Annotated in this window: 12 protein-coding genes; 7 read left to right on the forward strand and 5 right to left on the reverse strand. The window is 69.9% G+C overall.

Annotated elements, in window-relative coordinates; translation table 11 throughout:
- Positions 1–204 precede the first annotated feature (204 nt).
- Entirely contained in the window at positions 205–6,000 is a 5,796-nt protein-coding gene (locus H295_RS0138640; protein WP_158691115.1) for a hypothetical protein, read from the reverse strand.
- Positions 6,001–6,309: 309 nt separating this feature from the next.
- Here H295_RS0138640 and H295_RS0138645 point away from each other — a divergent pair, with 309 nt between their 5' ends.
- The 3 genes from H295_RS0138645 to tyrS are packed head-to-tail and all read left to right on the forward strand — an operon-like array spanning position 6,310 to position 10,550.
- On the forward strand, positions 6,310–7,833 hold the full coding sequence (locus tag H295_RS0138645; RefSeq protein WP_020140719.1) for a TldD/PmbA family protein: 1,524 nt from the start codon (positions 6,310–6,312) through the stop codon (positions 7,831–7,833).
- Positions 7,830–9,224, forward strand: coding sequence for a metallopeptidase TldD-related protein (locus tag H295_RS0138650; protein WP_020140720.1), 1,395 nt, complete (start codon positions 7,830–7,832; stop codon positions 9,222–9,224). The genes H295_RS0138645 and H295_RS0138650 overlap by 4 nt, the downstream gene beginning before the upstream one ends.
- 57 nt (positions 9,225–9,281) lie before the next feature.
- Complete coding sequence (tyrS, locus tag H295_RS0138655; RefSeq protein ID WP_020140721.1) at positions 9,282–10,550, forward strand: tyrosine--tRNA ligase; 1,269 nt, start codon at positions 9,282–9,284, stop codon at positions 10,548–10,550.
- Positions 10,551–10,616: 66 nt separating this feature from the next.
- Here tyrS and H295_RS0138660 read toward each other — a convergent pair whose 3' ends face one another.
- Positions 10,617–10,895 (reverse strand): GlsB/YeaQ/YmgE family stress response membrane protein, encoded by a 279-nt coding sequence (locus H295_RS0138660; RefSeq protein WP_020140722.1) that lies wholly within the window; start codon positions 10,893–10,895, stop codon positions 10,617–10,619.
- Positions 10,896–11,138: 243 nt separating this feature from the next.
- Here H295_RS0138660 and H295_RS0138665 point away from each other — a divergent pair, with 243 nt between their 5' ends.
- The 3 genes from H295_RS0138665 to H295_RS0138675 all read left to right on the forward strand — a co-directional run bounded on the left by H295_RS0138665 (position 11,139) and on the right by H295_RS0138675 (position 12,262).
- Entirely contained in the window at positions 11,139–11,537 is a 399-nt protein-coding gene (locus H295_RS0138665; protein ID WP_028810147.1) for a DUF3099 domain-containing protein, read from the forward strand.
- Positions 11,538–11,783: 246 nt separating this feature from the next.
- Entirely contained in the window at positions 11,784–11,996 is a 213-nt protein-coding gene (locus H295_RS0138670) for a hypothetical protein (RefSeq protein ID WP_020140724.1), read from the forward strand.
- A gap of 38 nt (positions 11,997–12,034) precedes the next feature.
- The gene (locus tag H295_RS0138675; protein ID WP_028810148.1) at positions 12,035–12,262 is read left to right on the forward strand and encodes a hypothetical protein; all 228 of its coding nucleotides are present in this window, start codon (positions 12,035–12,037) and stop codon (positions 12,260–12,262) included.
- Here the strand turns inward: H295_RS0138675 and moaA are convergent.
- The 3 genes from moaA to H295_RS0138690 all read right to left on the reverse strand — a co-directional run bounded on the left by moaA (position 12,259) and on the right by H295_RS0138690 (position 15,376).
- On the reverse strand, positions 12,259–13,248 hold the full coding sequence (gene moaA, locus H295_RS0138680) for a GTP 3',8-cyclase MoaA (protein WP_020140726.1): 990 nt from the start codon (positions 13,246–13,248) through the stop codon (positions 12,259–12,261). The genes H295_RS0138675 and moaA overlap by 4 nt on opposite strands.
- Before the next feature lie 155 nt (positions 13,249–13,403).
- Entirely contained in the window at positions 13,404–15,023 is a 1,620-nt protein-coding gene (locus H295_RS0138685; protein WP_020140727.1) for a cation acetate symporter, read from the reverse strand.
- A complete protein-coding gene (locus H295_RS0138690; RefSeq protein ID WP_020140728.1) occupies positions 15,020–15,376 on the reverse strand; it encodes a DUF485 domain-containing protein in 357 nt (118 codons plus the stop codon). Before H295_RS0138690 ends, H295_RS0138685 begins: the two co-directional genes overlap by 4 nt.
- A 254-nt stretch (positions 15,377–15,630) precedes the next feature.
- On the opposite strand from H295_RS0138690, the gene H295_RS0138695 reads away from it, so the two are divergent.
- Positions 15,631–17,169 (forward strand): S8 family peptidase, encoded by a 1,539-nt coding sequence (locus H295_RS0138695; RefSeq protein WP_020140729.1) that lies wholly within the window; start codon positions 15,631–15,633, stop codon positions 17,167–17,169.
- Positions 17,170–17,183 lie beyond the last annotated feature (14 nt).

Consider the following 17,183-nt stretch of genomic DNA (forward strand, 5'->3'; position numbering starts at 1 on the left):
CTCGGAACGTGCCGGTATGTCGAGGCGGTCGGGTGCGGAGCAGAGCGCCACATGATGCAGTTCCTCGGCGTAGCCTCCCTCGACCAAATCGTCCGGGAGCAGCCAGAGGCAATGGATGCCTGCCGCCAGATCAGCCGCAATCCTGCTGATCTGACGTCGCACACCAGGCAGTTCGGACAGCGCTTGGGCGCTGAGTTCCACGCGTCACCCTCCGGCCGTACGAGCGCGTGCCGCGCGGAAGGTGACGGCGTCCACGGCGTGTCCCCCGGGCAGGGAGTCCAGCACCCCGAGCAGATCGAGACGGCCCAGCCAGAGCCTGGCCTCCTCCAAGGGCCGTTCGATCGCCGCCGCCACGTCGTCCAAGGGCACCCCTTGTCCCTCGTCGACGTACGACGTCCACATGCTGAGAAGTTGCTCGTCGCGAGCGTCGAGTCCGGTCTGCTTCCAGTGCGCGGCGAGGTTCCCCGGTTTCCCGATGGCATGGCGCACGGCGTCCAGCGAGCTGTCCAGGGTCGCGCCGTTGACCGATACCTCGGTGATGGCCAGCTCCACCCAGGGAGCCCATCCGCCGGTCACCCCGATCAGACTCCTGCGCTCGGTGCTTGACACGAACGGACATTCGGGCCAGGCGCGCAGGCTGTCCACGGTCCACCGCTCGGGGTGCAGGAACCGCACCGGAAGTCGCGTCCCCTCGCGGGCCTCCTCCGCCAGTGCGCCCGCCGCGAGCGCGTCACCCAGAAGGAACACCGAGCGGTTGCCCGTGTGCTTGCGGACGGCGGAGCGCACCCGGACGTCGGCCGCGGGCCCGGCGTGTTCGGCGCAAAGGTGAACTGCGGTGGCCAGTTCCTGTTTGCCCAGGCTGGACAGGTCGGCCACGAGAACGTAGTTGCGTCGCAGCCGTGCGGCATCCCGGAGCGCCGCGCGCAGGTCGCCGGGTGCCTTGACCTTGCGCACCTCCACTCCGCGCGCCTCGGCGAAGGCCTCGGCCGCCCGGATCATCAGAGGAGGCCGATAGGACTCGGTCACTCCGATGAGGGTCACGCCAGGCTGCGCCGCCTCGTGCAGTTGCCCCTCGGTGAGAGGGCTGTACCGCTGGATACGCTCCTTGGGGTCCCGTCCCAGGAGCCGGCGCGCGGCGCGCGGGTCGTAGTCGTAGGGAAGGCTGAACTCCGTCTCCTTGAGCTCCAGTTCCAGTTCCTCGCGGGTGCCCAGCATGTTCACCACGTTGGGACTGCGCACCGCGAACCTGGACCGGTCGCCGAGTTGGACGAGCAGCCCCAGACCCACCATTTCGGTGAGGTAGATCTCGACCCTCTTCACTCCCAGTCCGTCAAAGCCCTGCGGCCAGGCCTCCCGGGCCAGGTCGAGCAGTTGCTCGGCGGTGTAGTCGCCCCGGTACTTGTCGGCGAGGCTGCGCAGCGCGATCACCAGGGTGAGGACCCGGTAGCGGTCCTCCAGGTTGATGGTGAAGCGCAGCCGTTCCGCCAAACGCCGTCGGACCGTCTCGGAAGCGGCAACGCCCTGGACGTCCTCCTCCGTGATCCGCATGGGCCGCTCGGGCTCCGGGTGCGTGCGCCCCTGAAGGGTCCGGATGAGCTCGCTGCAGAAGATCTGCACCAGGTTGGCCTGGTAGTTGGTGATGGCGAGGATCCGCCACACCAGCTCGGGCCGGTCGAACACGAAGCCGAGGGCGGCCATCGGCTCGGTCACCAGCCTGACTGCGGCGTGCGGCTTCAGCGGCCCCACCAGGACGTCGGGGCCACCGTGGGCGGTGGACACGTTCGACAGGTCGCCGAAACGCTGCACCTGGTGGAGACCGGCGAACACCACTTTCAGACGCCGGTTGGTCTGTTCCATGAGCTGCTGGAACCGCTTGACGTTCTGGAACGTCGACTCGCCGCCGCTGCGGAAGACACGGCGCGAGTCGGCGGTGAGGAAGGCGTCCGCCTCGTCCGCGAGGATCAGCAGTCGTCGGGACTCGTCCGCGTCCAGCCAGTCCCGGATCCGCTTGGCGACAATGTCGGGGCCGCCGCGCTCGGACATCTTCGCGTCGAAGACCCCACGCCGCTTGAGCCCCTCGGCCAGCAGCGACCAGATCTGCTCGGGCGGCTCGGCCTGGCCGATCTCGGCCTTGAGCAGATCGAGGTAGACGGCGACATTGGCCTCCGACCGGCTGGGGAACAGCTCGGCCACCCGCTGGAGCAGTGCGGACTTGCCCAACTGCCGCCCACCGTAGAGAAAGAGCCCCCCATTGGGGTCCATGACCTCCCGGAGCTCGTCGTCGCGCCCGTAGAAGACCTCCGGCGGCACCAACCCGGCGACGAAGGGGGTGTACGGGTTGAACGACGTCCACGGCAGGGTGATCCGCTGCAGGGATCGGAACGAGCGGGGAGCCCGGGCCACCATCCAGCCGAAGACTGCCGGGTCGATGACCAGTGCCTGCTGCGCACGTCCCGAGGCCGCCTCGACGAGCGCCTGCCGGCCGGCCAGGCCCAGCGGGTGGAGGTACAGCACGATGTTCGCGTCGACGTCGGCGTCCTCCAAGTGCGTCAGCGGGCCGCCCGCGCGCTGCTCCTCCCACACGAGCAGGATGGTGTACGACGTGGCACGGGATCCGAGGGCCGCGACGTAACCGGCGTCCTCAGCGACGGTCGCGCGGATCTTGAGCCGGCGGACGCCCTGGCCGGGGCGGTCGGAGTGGAGCTGCCCGACGGGTTCCAGACCGAGCAGGCGCACTACGCGCGGGATGTGCTGCTGCCACTCACTGCTGCGGCCCTTCTTGGTGCACAGCGCCTGCCAGGACTCGAGTGCCTGCTCCGCCGCGGATGTGAGCCGCTCGCCCGAATCGTAGTTGTGGACCCACCACGAGGCATGCACGCCCTCGCCGCCTGGCCGGGGCATGCCGGGGCCGGTGAGCCCCGACACGAACTCGACGAGTTCTGTCGCATCGTGCTCAGGACGGTCCGGGAGGCTGTGCCCGCCGTTCGCCAGGGCCAGGAACTCCTGGGCGGTGACCGTGTCCCCCTCGTCGATGAGCGCCCGGATGCGGTCGTGGTCGTTCTCCGTCAGAACCCGCTCCGGATCGAGGCGCAGGCGCTCCAGGTCCTGGCGCAGCCGCCCGGTCGAGTCCTTGACCAGACCCGCGAGTTCCTGCACCAACCGGGCCAACTGCTCGCGTGCGTACCGGTAGCGTCCGGCCTCGTCCCCGTCGGCGAACTCCTGAAGCCGACCGGTCAGGTCGCGTTCTACGTCCGGTGCCATCAGGTTGAGCGTGCGAATCTGGGCAAGGTGTCCGGCGGCCTGGCGGTGGTAGTCGGCGGTGCGGTCGCGCCAGCCCTTTTCCGCCTCACGGCAGCGACGGGTCGCCTCATCGGCCCAGTCCTCCGGCAAGGACGCCAGGAAGGACGGGTTGCGCTCGACCCACGCGATCAGCCCCTTGGCGAGGTGCAGGTCTCCGGTTTCCAGGTAGGTGCTCAAGGCGGCGTCAGGTGACGCGGGCGTGAGCAGCGCGGCCATCGCTCGCGGGGTGCGCGGGTCTGCGAGGTCGGGCCGTCCGTCGATGTCCCTCGGCAGGTCCGGGGCGAGCAGCAGACAGTCCGCCGACGGGGCACGGTGGGACGGGGTGCGTTCCGCCGACGCCCAGGTGTCAGCGATGTACTGACCGACGAGCCAGTCCCGCAGCAGGCCCAGCGCGGCTCCGCCCACGCCGGGAGGCGGACCGTACGATTCCAACTGGTTGACGGCGGTCGCCAGCTGGGGCAGGTCGCTCCCGTGCGCTGCGCCACGACTGCGGATCGCTGTGGCCACCGCGTCGGCCTTGGTCAGCAGTTCGCTCACGGACCGCACGGCGGCGTGCAGCTGGCGCAGGGCCCCGGAGTGGATGGCCTCCTTCGACTGCTTCGGCGTACGGAAGCGACTGTCGGCCTCCTCGATGAGCCGGTCCACGTACTCCGGTCGCCGCATGTTCTCGCTCAGTACCGCCAGCGGAGCCGCGTCGCCGCCCTGGGCCCAGTCGGCCACCGCCTTGAGCGCCTTGTGGAGCGCGCCCGACGGGCCGGTCAGGTACTGCAGCACCCGGGAGGCCCTCTGGTACTTGATCTTGCGGCGGGGCAGGTCTTCCAGCAGAACCCGTGCCTCCTCACCGAGGTCGCCCAGCGTCACGGTGTCTCCCGGGTCCGCCAGGTCACCGATGGCACCGGGGGCGAAGGTCCGGCAGTCCCGCACCGCCGTGACCAGCACGGTGAGCAGCTGCTGCCAGGGCTCGGACAGTCCGGAGGGCGTGGCGAAGTCGCTGACCAGGACGTGCGGCCAGCCCGCGGTGAGGCCGGCCCTCAGCGCGGCGACCGTGACGACGATCGCCGCCTCCCTGTCTTCGGCGACACGCTCCGGCGTGATGTCGTGGTCGATCTGCACCTGGGTGGCCTCGTCGCTACCGACACAGCCGAAGGCCGCGGCGGCGAATGCCAGCGCCTGGGCGCGCGGTTCCGGCTCCTGGGACGCGGCCGTCATCCAGTACGCGTGGGGCAACTGCCCCGCACCGATCAACCGCGCGACCGGCGGGTCCTGGCTGGTCTCCCAGGGAGCGGCAGGGTCCCAGTCCGCGTAGTCCATGCCGGCCGGCCACGGCGCATCCGCGATCTGCGGCCTGGGCGGGGCCGCGTCCGCAGCCGTCGACGGGTCGGCCTCGGGCGCTGTAGACGGCTGCGCGGAAGTGTCCTCCGGTACGGCCTCCGGTGTGGCCGTGGGCTCAACGGCGACGGCCAGGCTCGCGTTGGCCGGCTCGGCAGTCTCCTCGATGACGGCCACATCCGTGGTGGTCCCGTCGGTGACGGTCACGCCCGCATCGGTCTCCCCGGCGCCGAGGCCACCCATGTCGGTCTCCCCGGCAACGGTCACCTCGTCCGGACCGGGGACATCGGGCTCCTCGGCCACGGCTTCGTCGTGGGGCGCCTCACCGGATTCAACAGACGGAACGCCATGCCCGTCCACCGCGGGGATCTGGGAGGGACTCACGTTACGGACTGCGTCCGCCGACGTGTCCCGTTCCGTCACGGAGTGGGGTTCGGCCTCCCCGCCAGCCGCCTCCGCCTCCGCCTCCGAGGCAATCCGCTCGCCCCGGCTGCTCTCCAAGTCGGCGATCTGTACGGCGAGTTGCTCAAGTGCCTGCTCCAGATGCGCGGCGACAGCGACGTCCGACACGGCAACCATCGTCTGCAGCTGGGCCTCTCGCTGACGCAACTCCTCCAGCCGACGCCGGCGCGCCTGCGAGGCCTCGGCCTGCAGACGGGTGAACTCGGCCTCCAGCTCCTCATATCCTGAGTCCGAGCCCCAGGTCCCGCCCGTCTCGGCCACGCTCCCTGCCAGCAGCGTGCGCCGCTGCCGCCAGTCGGCGACCGCATCTGCCGTCCACGCCTGCGTCGACAGGTCGCGCCCCTCGCTCATCAGTTGGGCCGTCTCCTGCAGCGCTCGCGCCAACTCGGCACCGAGGGAGCGCAGTTGAGCGGTGGAGGTCCTCAGCTCCCGCAACTGCTCGTCGTCCGGCATCCGGGAGTCCTGCTGCTCTGGCGACGTCATCGTGGCGGCTTCCGCTTTCTGGTCGGACTCGGCGGGCGGGGCAGGAACGCGCAGTGCGGGACCGATGTCCCGGGCGCCGGGCGGAGGCTCTCTGTCGGCCGCCCTGAGATACGCCTGCGGTCGGCGCGTGACGAGAGCGGCGGCAGGCATGTTCTCGAACACCGGATTCGACAGGGCGAGCACGACGCAGTGTGCGAACTCCGGCTCGAGCACGGTCAGCATCATGACCAGTTGATCCTCGGACGGCTCGGCCACCACCCCTTCAGGGAAGCCGTACTCCGTCCGCAGTGCCCTGGCTGCTGTGACCAGCGCACACTGTGCGATGTCAGTCAGCCGGGATTCCCGTGCCTTGGTCAGCCACACGCGCGCCGACTGGGCCTCCTGACGGGTGACGGGTTGCCCCGCCCCCGAGGTCCTTCCGTGCACGCACCGTCGCTGGCGCAGGCACACGTGTCGCGTCAGTAATCGCCGCATGCGGACGTCGTCCAGGGACAACGACCATGTGCGGAACTCAAGTCCCCACCCCTCCATGCCCAGATATTGCCATGCGCATCTGACAGTCCGTGAGGCAACCGCGCATCAGACATGACTGACGCGCGCCAGAAAGGGCGAGATCACCGGCCGATCGGGAAACGGACGCGGTCATCCGCCGACGTGGCGCATCATTGCACTTCGGTGCGCCCGCTTCGGCGACGGCGTGCCTGCCCAACGGGGTCGAAGAGGAGGAGGGCCACCGTGCCCCATGAGATTGACGCGACGTTTCTCGCACTGCCCCTACGCGCCCTCGCCGACGCCGCGCTGGCACGCGCGCGTGCGCTCGGGGCCGAGCACGCGGACTTCCGGTTCGAGCGGGTGCGCAGTGCGTCCTGGCGGCTGCGGGACGCCAAGCCCGCCGGGTCCTCGGACACCACCGACCTCGGGTACGCGGTGCGGGTCGTGCACGGCGGCACCTGGGGCTTCGCGTCGGGTGTGGACCTGACGCTGGACGCAGCCGCCAAGGTCGCCTCCCAGGCCGTGGCCATGGCGAAGCTGTCCGCGCAGGTCATCCGGGCCGCCGGATCGGACGAGCGGGTGGAGCTCGCCGACGAGCCCGTGCACGCCGACCGTACGTGGGTCTCGTCGTACGAGATCGATCCGTTCTCGGTGCCCGACGAGGAGAAGGCGGCGCTGCTCGCGGACTGGAGCGCACGGCTGCTGGGGGCGAGCGGCGTCAACCACGTCGACGCCTCGCTGCTCACCGTGCACGAGAACAAGTTCTACGCCGACACCGCGGGCACGGTCACCACCCAGCAGCGGGTGCGCCTGCATCCGTCGCTCACGGCCGTTTCGGTCGACGAGTCCAGCGGCGAGTTCGACTCCATGCGGACCATCGCACCGCCGGTCGGGCGCGGCTGGGAGTACCTCACGGGCACCGGCTGGGACTGGGAGAGCGAGCTGGAGCAGATCCCGGAGCTGCTCGCCGAGAAGATGCGGGCGCCGAGCGTGGAGTCGGGCCTGTACGACCTCGTGGTCGACCCGTCCAACCTGTGGCTGACCATCCACGAGTCCATCGGCCACGCCACCGAGCTGGACCGCGCGCTCGGTTACGAGGCGGCCTACGCGGGCACCTCCTTCGCCACCTTCGACCAGCTCGGCAAGCTGCGCTACGGCTCGGACCTGATGAACGTCACCGGTGACCGCACCGCCGAGCACGGCCTCGCGACCATCGGCTACGACGACGAGGGCGTCGCGGGCCAGTCCTGGGACCTGGTGAAGGACGGCACGCTCGTCGGCTACCAGCTGGACCGGCGGATCGCCAGGCTGACCGGGTTCGAGCGCTCCAACGGATGCGCCTACGCCGACTCCCCCGGGCATGTCCCGGTGCAGCGCATGGCCAATGTGTCGCTCCAGCCGGACCCGGCGGGCATGTCCACGGAGGACCTCATCGGCAGCGTGGACCGCGGGATCTACGTCGTCGGGGACCGGTCCTGGTCGATCGACATGCAGCGTTACAACTTCCAGTTCACCGGCCAGCGCTTCTTCCGGATCGAGAACGGGCGGATCACCGGTCAGCTGCGGGACGTGGCCTACCAGGCCACCACCACCGACTTCTGGGGCTCCATGGCCGCGGTGGGCGGCCCGCAGACCTACGTCCTCGGCGGCGCCTTCAACTGCGGCAAGGCCCAGCCGGGCCAGGTGGCGGCCGTGTCGCACGGCTGCCCTTCGGCCCTCTTCAAGGGCGTCAACATTCTGAACACCACGCAGGAGGCCGGTCGATGAGCCCGCGCACCACCAAGCCGCACGAGATCGTCGAGCGGGCCCTCGCCCTGTCCCGGGCCGACGGCTGTGTCGTGATCGCCGACGAGCAGTCGACCGCCAACCTGCGCTGGGCCGGAAACGCACTCACCACGAACGGCGTCACGCGCGGGCGCACGCTCACCGTCGTCGCGACCGTCGACGGCAAGGAGGGCACCGCCTCCGGGGTCGTCTCCCGGTCCGCGGTGACCGCCGACGAGCTGGAGCCGCTGGTACGGGCCGCGGAGGCCGCCGCACGTGGTGCCGGGCCCGCCGAGGACGCCCAGCCGCTGGTCACCGGTGTGCCGGAGTCCCCCGACTTCACGGACGGGCCCGCCGAGACCTCCTCGGCCGTCTTCGCCGACTTCGCGCCGGCGCTCGGCGAGTCCTTCGCACGCGCGCGTGCGGGCGGCCGCGAGCTGTACGGCTTCGCCAACCACGAGCTGGTGTCGACCTACCTGGGCACGTCCACCGGGCTGCGGCTGCGCCACGACCAGCCCAACGGCACGCTGGAGCTCAACGCCAAGTCGCCGGACCGCACCCGCTCGGCATGGGCGGGACGCTCCACGCGCGACTTCAAGGACGTCGACCCGGCGGCGCTGGACGCCGAGCTCGCCGTACGCCTCGGATGGGCCGAGCGGCGCGTCCCGCTGCCCGCCGGGCGGTACGAGACGCTGCTGCCGCCGACCGCCGTCGCCGACCTGCTGATCTACCAGCAGTGGTCGGCGTCCGGGCGGGACGCGGTCGAGGGGCGGACGGTGTTCTCCAAGCCGGGCGGCGGCACCCGGGTCGGCGAGAGGCTGACCGAGCTGCCGCTGACCCTGCGCAGCGACCCGAACGAGCCGGGCCTGGAGTCGGCGCCCTTCGTGGTCGCGCACTCCTCCGGGGGTGACCAGTCGGTGTTCGACAACGGCCTGCCGATCGCGGCCACCGACTGGGTCCGCGCGGGCGAGCTGGCGCACCTGGTGAACACCCGGCACGGCGCGGGCCTGACCGGGCTGCCCGTCGCGCCCGGGGCCGGCAACCTCGTCCTCGACGGCGGCTCGGACCTGTCCCTCGAGGACATGGTCGCGAACACCACGCGCGGGCTGCTGCTGACCTGCCTGTGGTACATCCGCGAGGTCGACCCGGCCACGCTGCTGCTGACCGGGCTGACCCGGGACGGTGTGTACCTCGTGGAGAACGGCGAGGTGACCGGCGAGGTGAACAACTTCCGGTTCAACGAGTCACCGGTCGGGCTGCTGGGGCGGGCGACAGAGGCGGGGCGGACCGAGAAGACGCTGCCGCGGGAGTGGAGCGACTACTTCACCAGGGCCGCGATGCCCGCGCTGCGGGTGCCGGATTTCAATATGAGTTCTGTCAGTCAGGGCGTATAACCTCGTAGCCGGCAGTCACTCGACTGCCCGAGGACCTTTCTAGGAGATACGAGAACCGTGACGGACATCGTCGACGAGCTGAAGTGGCGGGGGCTGTGGGCCCTGTCCACTGACGAGGACGCTTTGCGCAAGGCGCTCGCGGACGGTCCCGTCACGTTCTATTGCGGTTTCGACCCGACCGCGGCCTCCCTCCACGTCGGCCACCTGGTGCAGGTCCTCACCATGCGCCGGCTCCAGCTTGCGGGCCTGCGTCCGCTGGCCCTGGTGGGCGGGGCGACCGGCCAGATCGGCGACCCGCGCCCCACGGCGGAGCGCACGCTGAACGACCCGGAGACGGTCGCGAACTGGGTGAACCGGCTGCGCGCGCAGATCGAGCCGTTCCTGTCCTTCGAGGGCGAGAACGCCGCCACGATGGTGAACAACCTGGACTGGACGGCCGGCCTGTCGGCCATCGAGTTCCTGCGGGACATCGGCAAGCACTTCCGGGTCAACAAGATGCTGACCAAGGACTCGGTCGCGCGCCGGCTGGAGTCGCAGGAAGGCATCAGCTACACGGAGTTCAGCTACCAGCTGCTCCAGGGCATGGACTTCCTGGAGCTGTACCGGCGCTACGGCTGCACGCTCCAGCAGGGCGGCAGCGACCAGTGGGGCAACCTCACGGCGGGCCTGGACCTGATCCACCGCCTGGAGCCCGACGCCTCGGTGCACTGTCTGGCGACGCCGCTGATGGTCAAGGCGGACGGCACCAAGTTCGGCAAGACCGAGGGCGGCGCCGTCTGGCTCGACCCGGAGATGACGACGCCGTACGCGTTCTACCAGTTCTGGCTGAACGTGGACGACCGGGACATCTCGACCTACATGCGCATCCTGTCCTTCCGGTCCCGCGAGGAGCTGGAGGAGCTGGAGCGGCAGACCGAGGAGCGTCCGCAGGCCCGGGCCGCGCAGCGCGCACTCGCGGAGGAGCTGACGACGCTGGTGCACGGCGCCGAGCAGACGGCCGCCGTGATCGCAGCTTCGAAGGCGCTCTTCGGGCAGGGTGAGCTGGCGGAGCTCGACGAGAAGACGCTGACCGCGGCGCTGTCCGAGGTCCCGCACATCCAGGTGGCCGAGCTCGGCCAGGTCGTGGACCTGTTCGCCGAGGTCGGTCTTGTGGCGAGCAAGTCGGCCGCGCGCCGGACCGTGAAGGAGGGCGGGGCCTACGTGAACAACGTCAAGGTCACCGCCGAGGACGCCGTCCCGGCCGCGGAGGACCTGCTGCACGGTCGCTGGCTGGTGCTGCGCCGGGGCAAGAAGAACCTGGCGGCGGTCGAGGTCACGTCCGCGTAGGTTTCGGGCACGCCGGAAGGGGGCGCTCTCCTCGCGGAGGGTGCCCCCTTCGTCGTACGGCGGCTCTCAGGTCCGGTGTTTGCGCTTGCCGAACGTCGCCATGTAGGCCATGTCGCCCACGGCGACGATGATGATCGCGGCGATCAGCTGGAAGACATGGCGGCTCCAGTCGATGCCGGGGGTCTCCTCCACGCCGAACCCGCGCGCCATGGCGTTTCCGGCGATGGCGCCCAGCATGCCGAAGATGGTGGTCAGCCAGAGGGGGCTGTGCTGCTTGCCGGGGATGATCGCCTTCGCGATCAGACCCAGCACGAATCCCACGATGATCGCCCACAACCAGCCCATGGCTGCCTCCTCGTACGGCTCGACGTGAGCATTACGGCCAGTGTCGGCCCGTTCGCGCTACGCCGCATGTCGGGTACGGCCGTACGCGCGGAAGTGAGCTTGTCCGGCCCGGCGAGAGGTGCCCCGGTCTCGTAGGCGGCGCAGGTGCGGCGTACCGTGGAGTGTGTCCTGGCCCGGTACCTCCACCGGGTACGGAGCGGCTACGGGCGGCGGGAGTCCGATGCGGGCGGATGGTGGAATCTGATGCGGAAGCAGCATGGCGGCGGCAGCGCCCAGGTGTTCCGGATCACCGGCGCCCGGACGAGTCTCCAGGAGGATGTGCGCGGACGTCAGCGGCGGTACGTCATCTCGATGACCGTCCGTACGATTTCCGTGGTGCTCGCGGCCACGCTCTGGAACGTCGAACGGCACGTCGCGATCGTGGCGCTGGTGCTCGGGGCGGTACTGCCCTACATCGCCGTCGTCATCGCCAACGCGGGGCGGGAGAACGCGCCCTCTCTGCCGTCGACGTTCGTGACCGCTCCGACCCGGCCGATGATCATGCCGCCGCGTGCGGACGAGGGCTTCGCGGAACGCGCGGCGGAGGACGGCGGGGCCGAGCCTACGGCGGGCGTACGGGGTGAACCGCGCGAACGGACATGACGAGTCCGCTCCGCACCAAGCTCAAGAAAAGCTCAGATCAATCATGTTGTTCCAGTGCCGGGCCAAGGGTTACCCGTGACATACTTCGTACGCGCTCCGCATCCCCCGTCGGAGCGACGGACCGACGCCGGGCAGCTCCCCCCGTGGCTGCTCGGCGTCGCCTTTTCAGGCTGATGGTTTCCGGCTGACCGTCACGCCTGGCCGCACCTCCGCATCCCCCACTGCTCATGCGCCAGGAGGGTTCGTATGCTCGCGATCTGGCAAAATGTCAGGTTTGTCACCGCTGTCACCGTGCTCGTCCCCCTGGCTTTCGTATGTCTGACCTTGCTCGTGCTCGGGCTGGCCGTGCTGGTGCTGCCGACCTCACGTCATGCGAGTGCATTCCGGGCGATGGGAATCCTTCGCCAGGTCGTTGAAGTGCTGGTGTCCGGGCGGCGGACTCCGGCACGGAATGTGTGACGCCGGGCTCGGTTAGGGTCGTCGGTGTGGCTCTGAACATGTCCGGCTCCGAACCCGGCTCCCCCGTGTGCTCCGCGAAGGGCTGCCGTGCCGACGCCGTCTGGGTGCTCGCGTGGAACAATCCCAAGATCCACACGCCCGAGCGGCGCAAGACATGGCTCGCGTGCGAGGAGCATCGGGAGCATCTGTCGCAGTTCCTCGGGGTGCGGGGCTTTCTCAAGGATGTCGTGGCGTTCGAGGAGTGGCAGGCGCCCGAAGGGGCCTAGCCGCCGATCGCCGACATCGGGCGGTCCGGCTGGACGAACGTCGGGTCGTCCAGGCCCGCGCCCGCCTTCTTGCCCCACATCGCCTCGCGCCAGATGCGGGCTATCTCCTCGTCCGGGGCATCGGAGCGCAGGGCCGCTCGGAGGTCGGTCTCCTCGCGGGCGAACAGACAGGTGCGCACCTGGCCGTCGGCCGTCAGTCGGGTGCGGTCGCAGGCCGCGCAGAACGGCCGGGTGACGGAGGCTATGACGCCCACCCGGTGCGGCCCGCCGTCGACGATCCAGCGCTCCGCGGGAGCCGAACCGCGCTCCTCGGAGCCCTCCTCCGTCAGCTCGAAGCGGGTGCGCAGGGAGGTCAGGATGTCCCCGGCGGTGATCATGCCGTCGCGCTTCCAGCCGTGCTGGGCGTCCAGGGGCATCTGCTCGATGAAGCGCAGTTCGTAGTCGTTCTCCACGGCCCAGGCCAGGAGGTCGGGTGCCTCGTCGTCGTTCAGCCCCGGCATCAGGACGGAGTTGACCTTGACCGGGCTCAGGCCCGCCTCACGGGCGGCCCGCATGCCCTCCAGGACGTCCTTGTGGCGGTCCCGGCGGGTCAGGGTCTTGAAGACGTCGGGGCGCAGGGTGTCCAGGGAGACGTTGACCCGGTCCAGGCCGGCCGCCTTCAGGGCCGCCGCGGTGCGCTTGAGGCCGATGCCGTTGGTGGTCAGGGACATCTGGGGGCGCGGCTCCAGGGCCGCGACGCGCTCGACGATGCCGACCAGGCCGGGGCGCAGCAGGGGCTCCCCGCCGGTGAAGCGGACCTCCTCGATGCCGAGGGAGGTGACGGCGATGTCGATCAGGCGGACGATCTCGTCGTCGGTGAGCAGATCCGGCTTGGCCAGCCACTGCAGGCCTTCTTCGGGCATGCAGTACGTGCAGCGCAGGTTGCAGCGGTCGGTCAGCGAGACCCGCAGGTCGGTGGCCTGCCGGCCAAAGGTGTCGATGAGCACGTGGGCCCCCTCCCTCGTGGCGGATCAGTCGGCAGTCTTCTCTTTCCGTCACTTGCGAGCCTACGTGACGTCACTGACAACGACAGTGCCCGATCCCACGACGTACGAAGCGGCCGTGTCGTAGAGACCTACGACACGGCCGCTCGGGGACTGGCTCAGTGGGCGCCGGTGCCGGTCAGGGACCGGACCTCCAGCTCCGCGTACTTGCCCTTGTCCGGCTCCTCCTTGGAGAGGTAGGTGCCGAGGATGCCGAGCAGGAAGCCGACCGGGATCGAGATGATGCCCGGGTTCTCCAGCGGGAACCAGTGGAAGTCGACGTCGGGGAACATCGAGGTGGGCTTGCCGGAGACGACCGGCGAGAACAGCACCAGGCCGACCGCCGTAACGAGGCCGCCGTAGATCGACCACAGGGCGCCGGAGGTGGTGAACCGCTTCCAGAAGAGGCTGTAGATGATCGTCGGCAGGTTCGCCGAGGCGGCGACCGCGAAGGCGAGGGCGACGAGGCCGGCGACGTTGAGGTCGCGGGCGAGGGCGCCCAGCAGGATGGAGACCGCGCCGATGCCGACGGTGGCCCAGCGGGCCGCGCTCATCTCCTGCTTCTCGGTGGCCTGGCCGCGCTTGATGACGTTCGCGTAGATGTCGTGCGCGAACGACGAGGACGAGGCCAGGGTGAGCCCGGCGACGACCGCGAGGATGGTGGCGAATGCGACCGCCGAGATGGTGGCCAGCAGGATCGCGCCCCAGTTGGAGTCGACGCCGCCCAGATGCAGGGCCAGCAGGGGTGCCGCCGTGTTGCCCGCCTTGTTGGAGGCGATGATCTCGTCCGGCTTGATGAGGGCCGCGGCGCCGAAGCCGAGGGCGAGGGTCATCAGGTAGAAGGCACCGATGAGGCCGATGGCCCAGATGACCGACTTCCGGGCGGCCTTGGCGGTGGGCACCGTGTAGAAGCGGATCAGGATGTGCGGCAGACCGGCGGTGCCGAGGACCAGGGCGATGCCGAGCGAGATGAAGTCCAGCTTGGTGGTGCCGGTGGCGCCGTACTTCAGGCCCGGCTCCAGGAAGGCGGCGCCCTTGCCGCTGTTGTCGGCGGCGGAGCCGAGCAGGTCGGAGACGTTGAAGTCGAACTTGAGCAGCACCAGGAAGGTCAGCAGCAGGGCGCCCGCGATCAGCAGGACGGCCTTGACCATCTGGACCCAGGTGGTGCCCTTCATGCCGCCGATGGTGACGTACACGATCATCAGGACGCCGACCAGGGCGACGACGCCGATCTTGCCGGCGTCGCTGGTGATGCCGAGCAGCAGCGAGACCAGGACGCCCGCGCCCGCCATCTGGGCCAGCAGGTAGAAGATCGAGACGACGATGGTGGAGGTGCCGGCCGCGGTGCGGACCGGGCGCTGGCGCATCCGGTACGCGAGGACGTCACCCATCGTGTAGCGGCCGGAGTTGCGCAGCGGTTCGGCGACCAGGAGCAGGGCGACGAGCCAGGCGACCAGGAAGCCCACGGAGTAGAGGAAGCCGTCGTAGCCGAACAGGGCGATGGCGCCCGCGATGCCGAGGAAGGACGCGGCGGACATGTAGTCGCCGGAGACGGCGAGGCCGTTCTGGAAGCCGGTGAACTGCCGTCCGCCCGCGTAGAAGTCGGAGGCGTCCTTGGTCTGGCGTCCGGCCCAGACCGTGATGACGAGGGTCGCGACGACGAAGACCGCGAACAGGCTGATGATCAGCGGCCGGTGCTCGCTGGCCTCGCCTGCGGCAAGGGTGATCGCGGGGCTCATGCTCCGCCCTCCATCCGGGACTTGATGGCATCGGCCTTGGGGTCGAACTTGGCAGCGGCGACGCGCGAGTACCACCAGGCGATGAGGAACGTGGTCAGGAACTGGGCGAGACCGAGGACCAGGGCGACGTTGATGTTGCCGAAGAGCTTAGTGCCCATGAAGTCGCCCGCGTAGTTGGACAGCAGGACGTACAGCAGGTACCAGGCGATGAAGCCGACGGTCAGCGGAAAGGCGAAGGAGCGGTAGGAGCGGCGCAGTTCACCGAACTCCGCGCTCTCCTGAACCTCGGTGAACTCCGCAGTGGTGGGGAGTTGGTGGGTCTCTTTCGAGGGTGGCGGTGCGTCGGTGGCCACGGGGTCTCCTCGCGTTGCGGGTGCGGTGGTGACGGGGATCGGGGGCGAGTGTCCTCGCGTTCCCTGTTCAAGGTCACGGCGCCGCGCTGGGACCGGTTCAACTCACTTTGCTTCTTTCCGAACTCGCCTTGGGGAAGTCATTGCTGGCCAGCGACATCGGGAGATAGCTTCGGGCTGCACCACCCGTCATGTACCTGCCCGAGCACCACCCTGTGTCTCGGGCCGGTTTCGTTTCCGGATGATGTGGAGACCCCATGTCCCAGCCGCGTTCCCGACGTTCGAGACGCAGCCTCGCGCTCGCCGTTCCGGTCGCGCTGTCCCTCACGGCCTCGCTCGGCTTCCTGCCGTCGGCCGCCTCGGCCGCACCCGCAGCGGACTCCACGGCGCGGGCCGCGGACGCGACGAACCTGTCGTACGTCGTCAACACCAGGCTCGACCACCGCACGATCGCGGCGGTGAAGAAGGCGATACCGGTGGCCGGCGGCACCGTCGTGATCGCCTACGAGAAGATCGGCGTGATCGTCGTCCACTCCTCCGCCCCGGACTTCGCGCAGAAGATCCGCCAGGTGCGCGGGGTGCAGTCGGCCGGCGCCACCCGCACCTCGGCGCTGACCCCGGCGGGCACGACGGACGAGGGCGCGGTCCAGGTGCTGTCGGCGGAGCAGGCCGCGAAGGTCGCGAAGACCTCGGCGGCCACGCCGGACAGCGAGCCCCTCGAGGCCGACCAGTGGGACCTGCGCGCGATAGGCGCCGACCAGGCCGCCAGGATCAATCCGGGCAGCCGCAAGGTGACCGTCGCCGTGATCGACACCGGCGTCGACGACACCCACCCCGACATCGCGCCGAACTTCTCCGCCGCCCAGTCCGCCAACTGCGACGGCGGTGTCCCGAACACCACGCCGGGCGCCTGGCGGCCGTACACCGCGGACGACTACCACGGCACCCACGTGGCCGGTGAGATCGCCGCCGCGCGCAACGGCATCGGCGTGGCCGGGGTCGCGCCCGGCGTGAAGGTCTCCGCCATCAATGTGACCGACCGGAGCAACGGCCTCTTCTATCCCGAGAGCGTCGTGTGCGCCTTCGTGTTCGCGGCCGACCACGGCGTCGAGATCACGAACAACAGCTACTACGTTGATCCATGGCTGTACAACTGCATGGACGATCCAGATCAGCGGGCCATTGTCGACTCGGTCAACAGGGCGCAGCAGTACGCGCAGAAGAAGGGCACGCTCAGCCTGGCGTCGGCGGGCAACTCCAACGACGACCTGGACTCCGACGCGATCGTCGACGACTCCAGCCCCGACGACTCGACAGCCGTGGAGCGGACCGTCGACCCGCACGAGTGCTTCGACGTGCCGACGCAGCTCCCGGGCGTCGTCACGGTGAGCGCGACGGGTGTCCAGAACCTGAAGTCGTACTACTCCTCGTACGGCAAGGGCGTCATCGACGTCGCGGCGCCCGGCGGCGACCGGCTCTACCAGATCCCGGACACGCCGTCGAAGAACGGCCGCATCCTGTCCACCCTGCCCAACGGCGCGTACGGCTTCCTCCAGGGCACCTCGATGGCCTCGCCGCACGCCGCGGGCGTCGCCGCGCTGCTGAAGTCGACGCATCCCAAGGCGAGCCCGGCCCAGCTCCAGGCGCTGCTCAAGGTGCAGGCGAACGCCACGAGCTGCCCGGCCTCCTACGACCAGGACGGCGACGGTACGCAGGACGCGGTCTGCGAGGGCGGCACCCGGGTCAACGGGTTCTACGGCTTCGGGATCGTCGACGCGCTGCGCGCGGTCAAGTGACGCGCCGATCCGGA

Source organism: Streptomyces sp. 351MFTsu5.1 (assembly GCF_000383655.1).
GTDB classification, from domain to species: Bacteria; Actinomycetota; Actinomycetes; order Streptomycetales; family Streptomycetaceae; genus Streptomyces; species Streptomyces griseorubiginosus.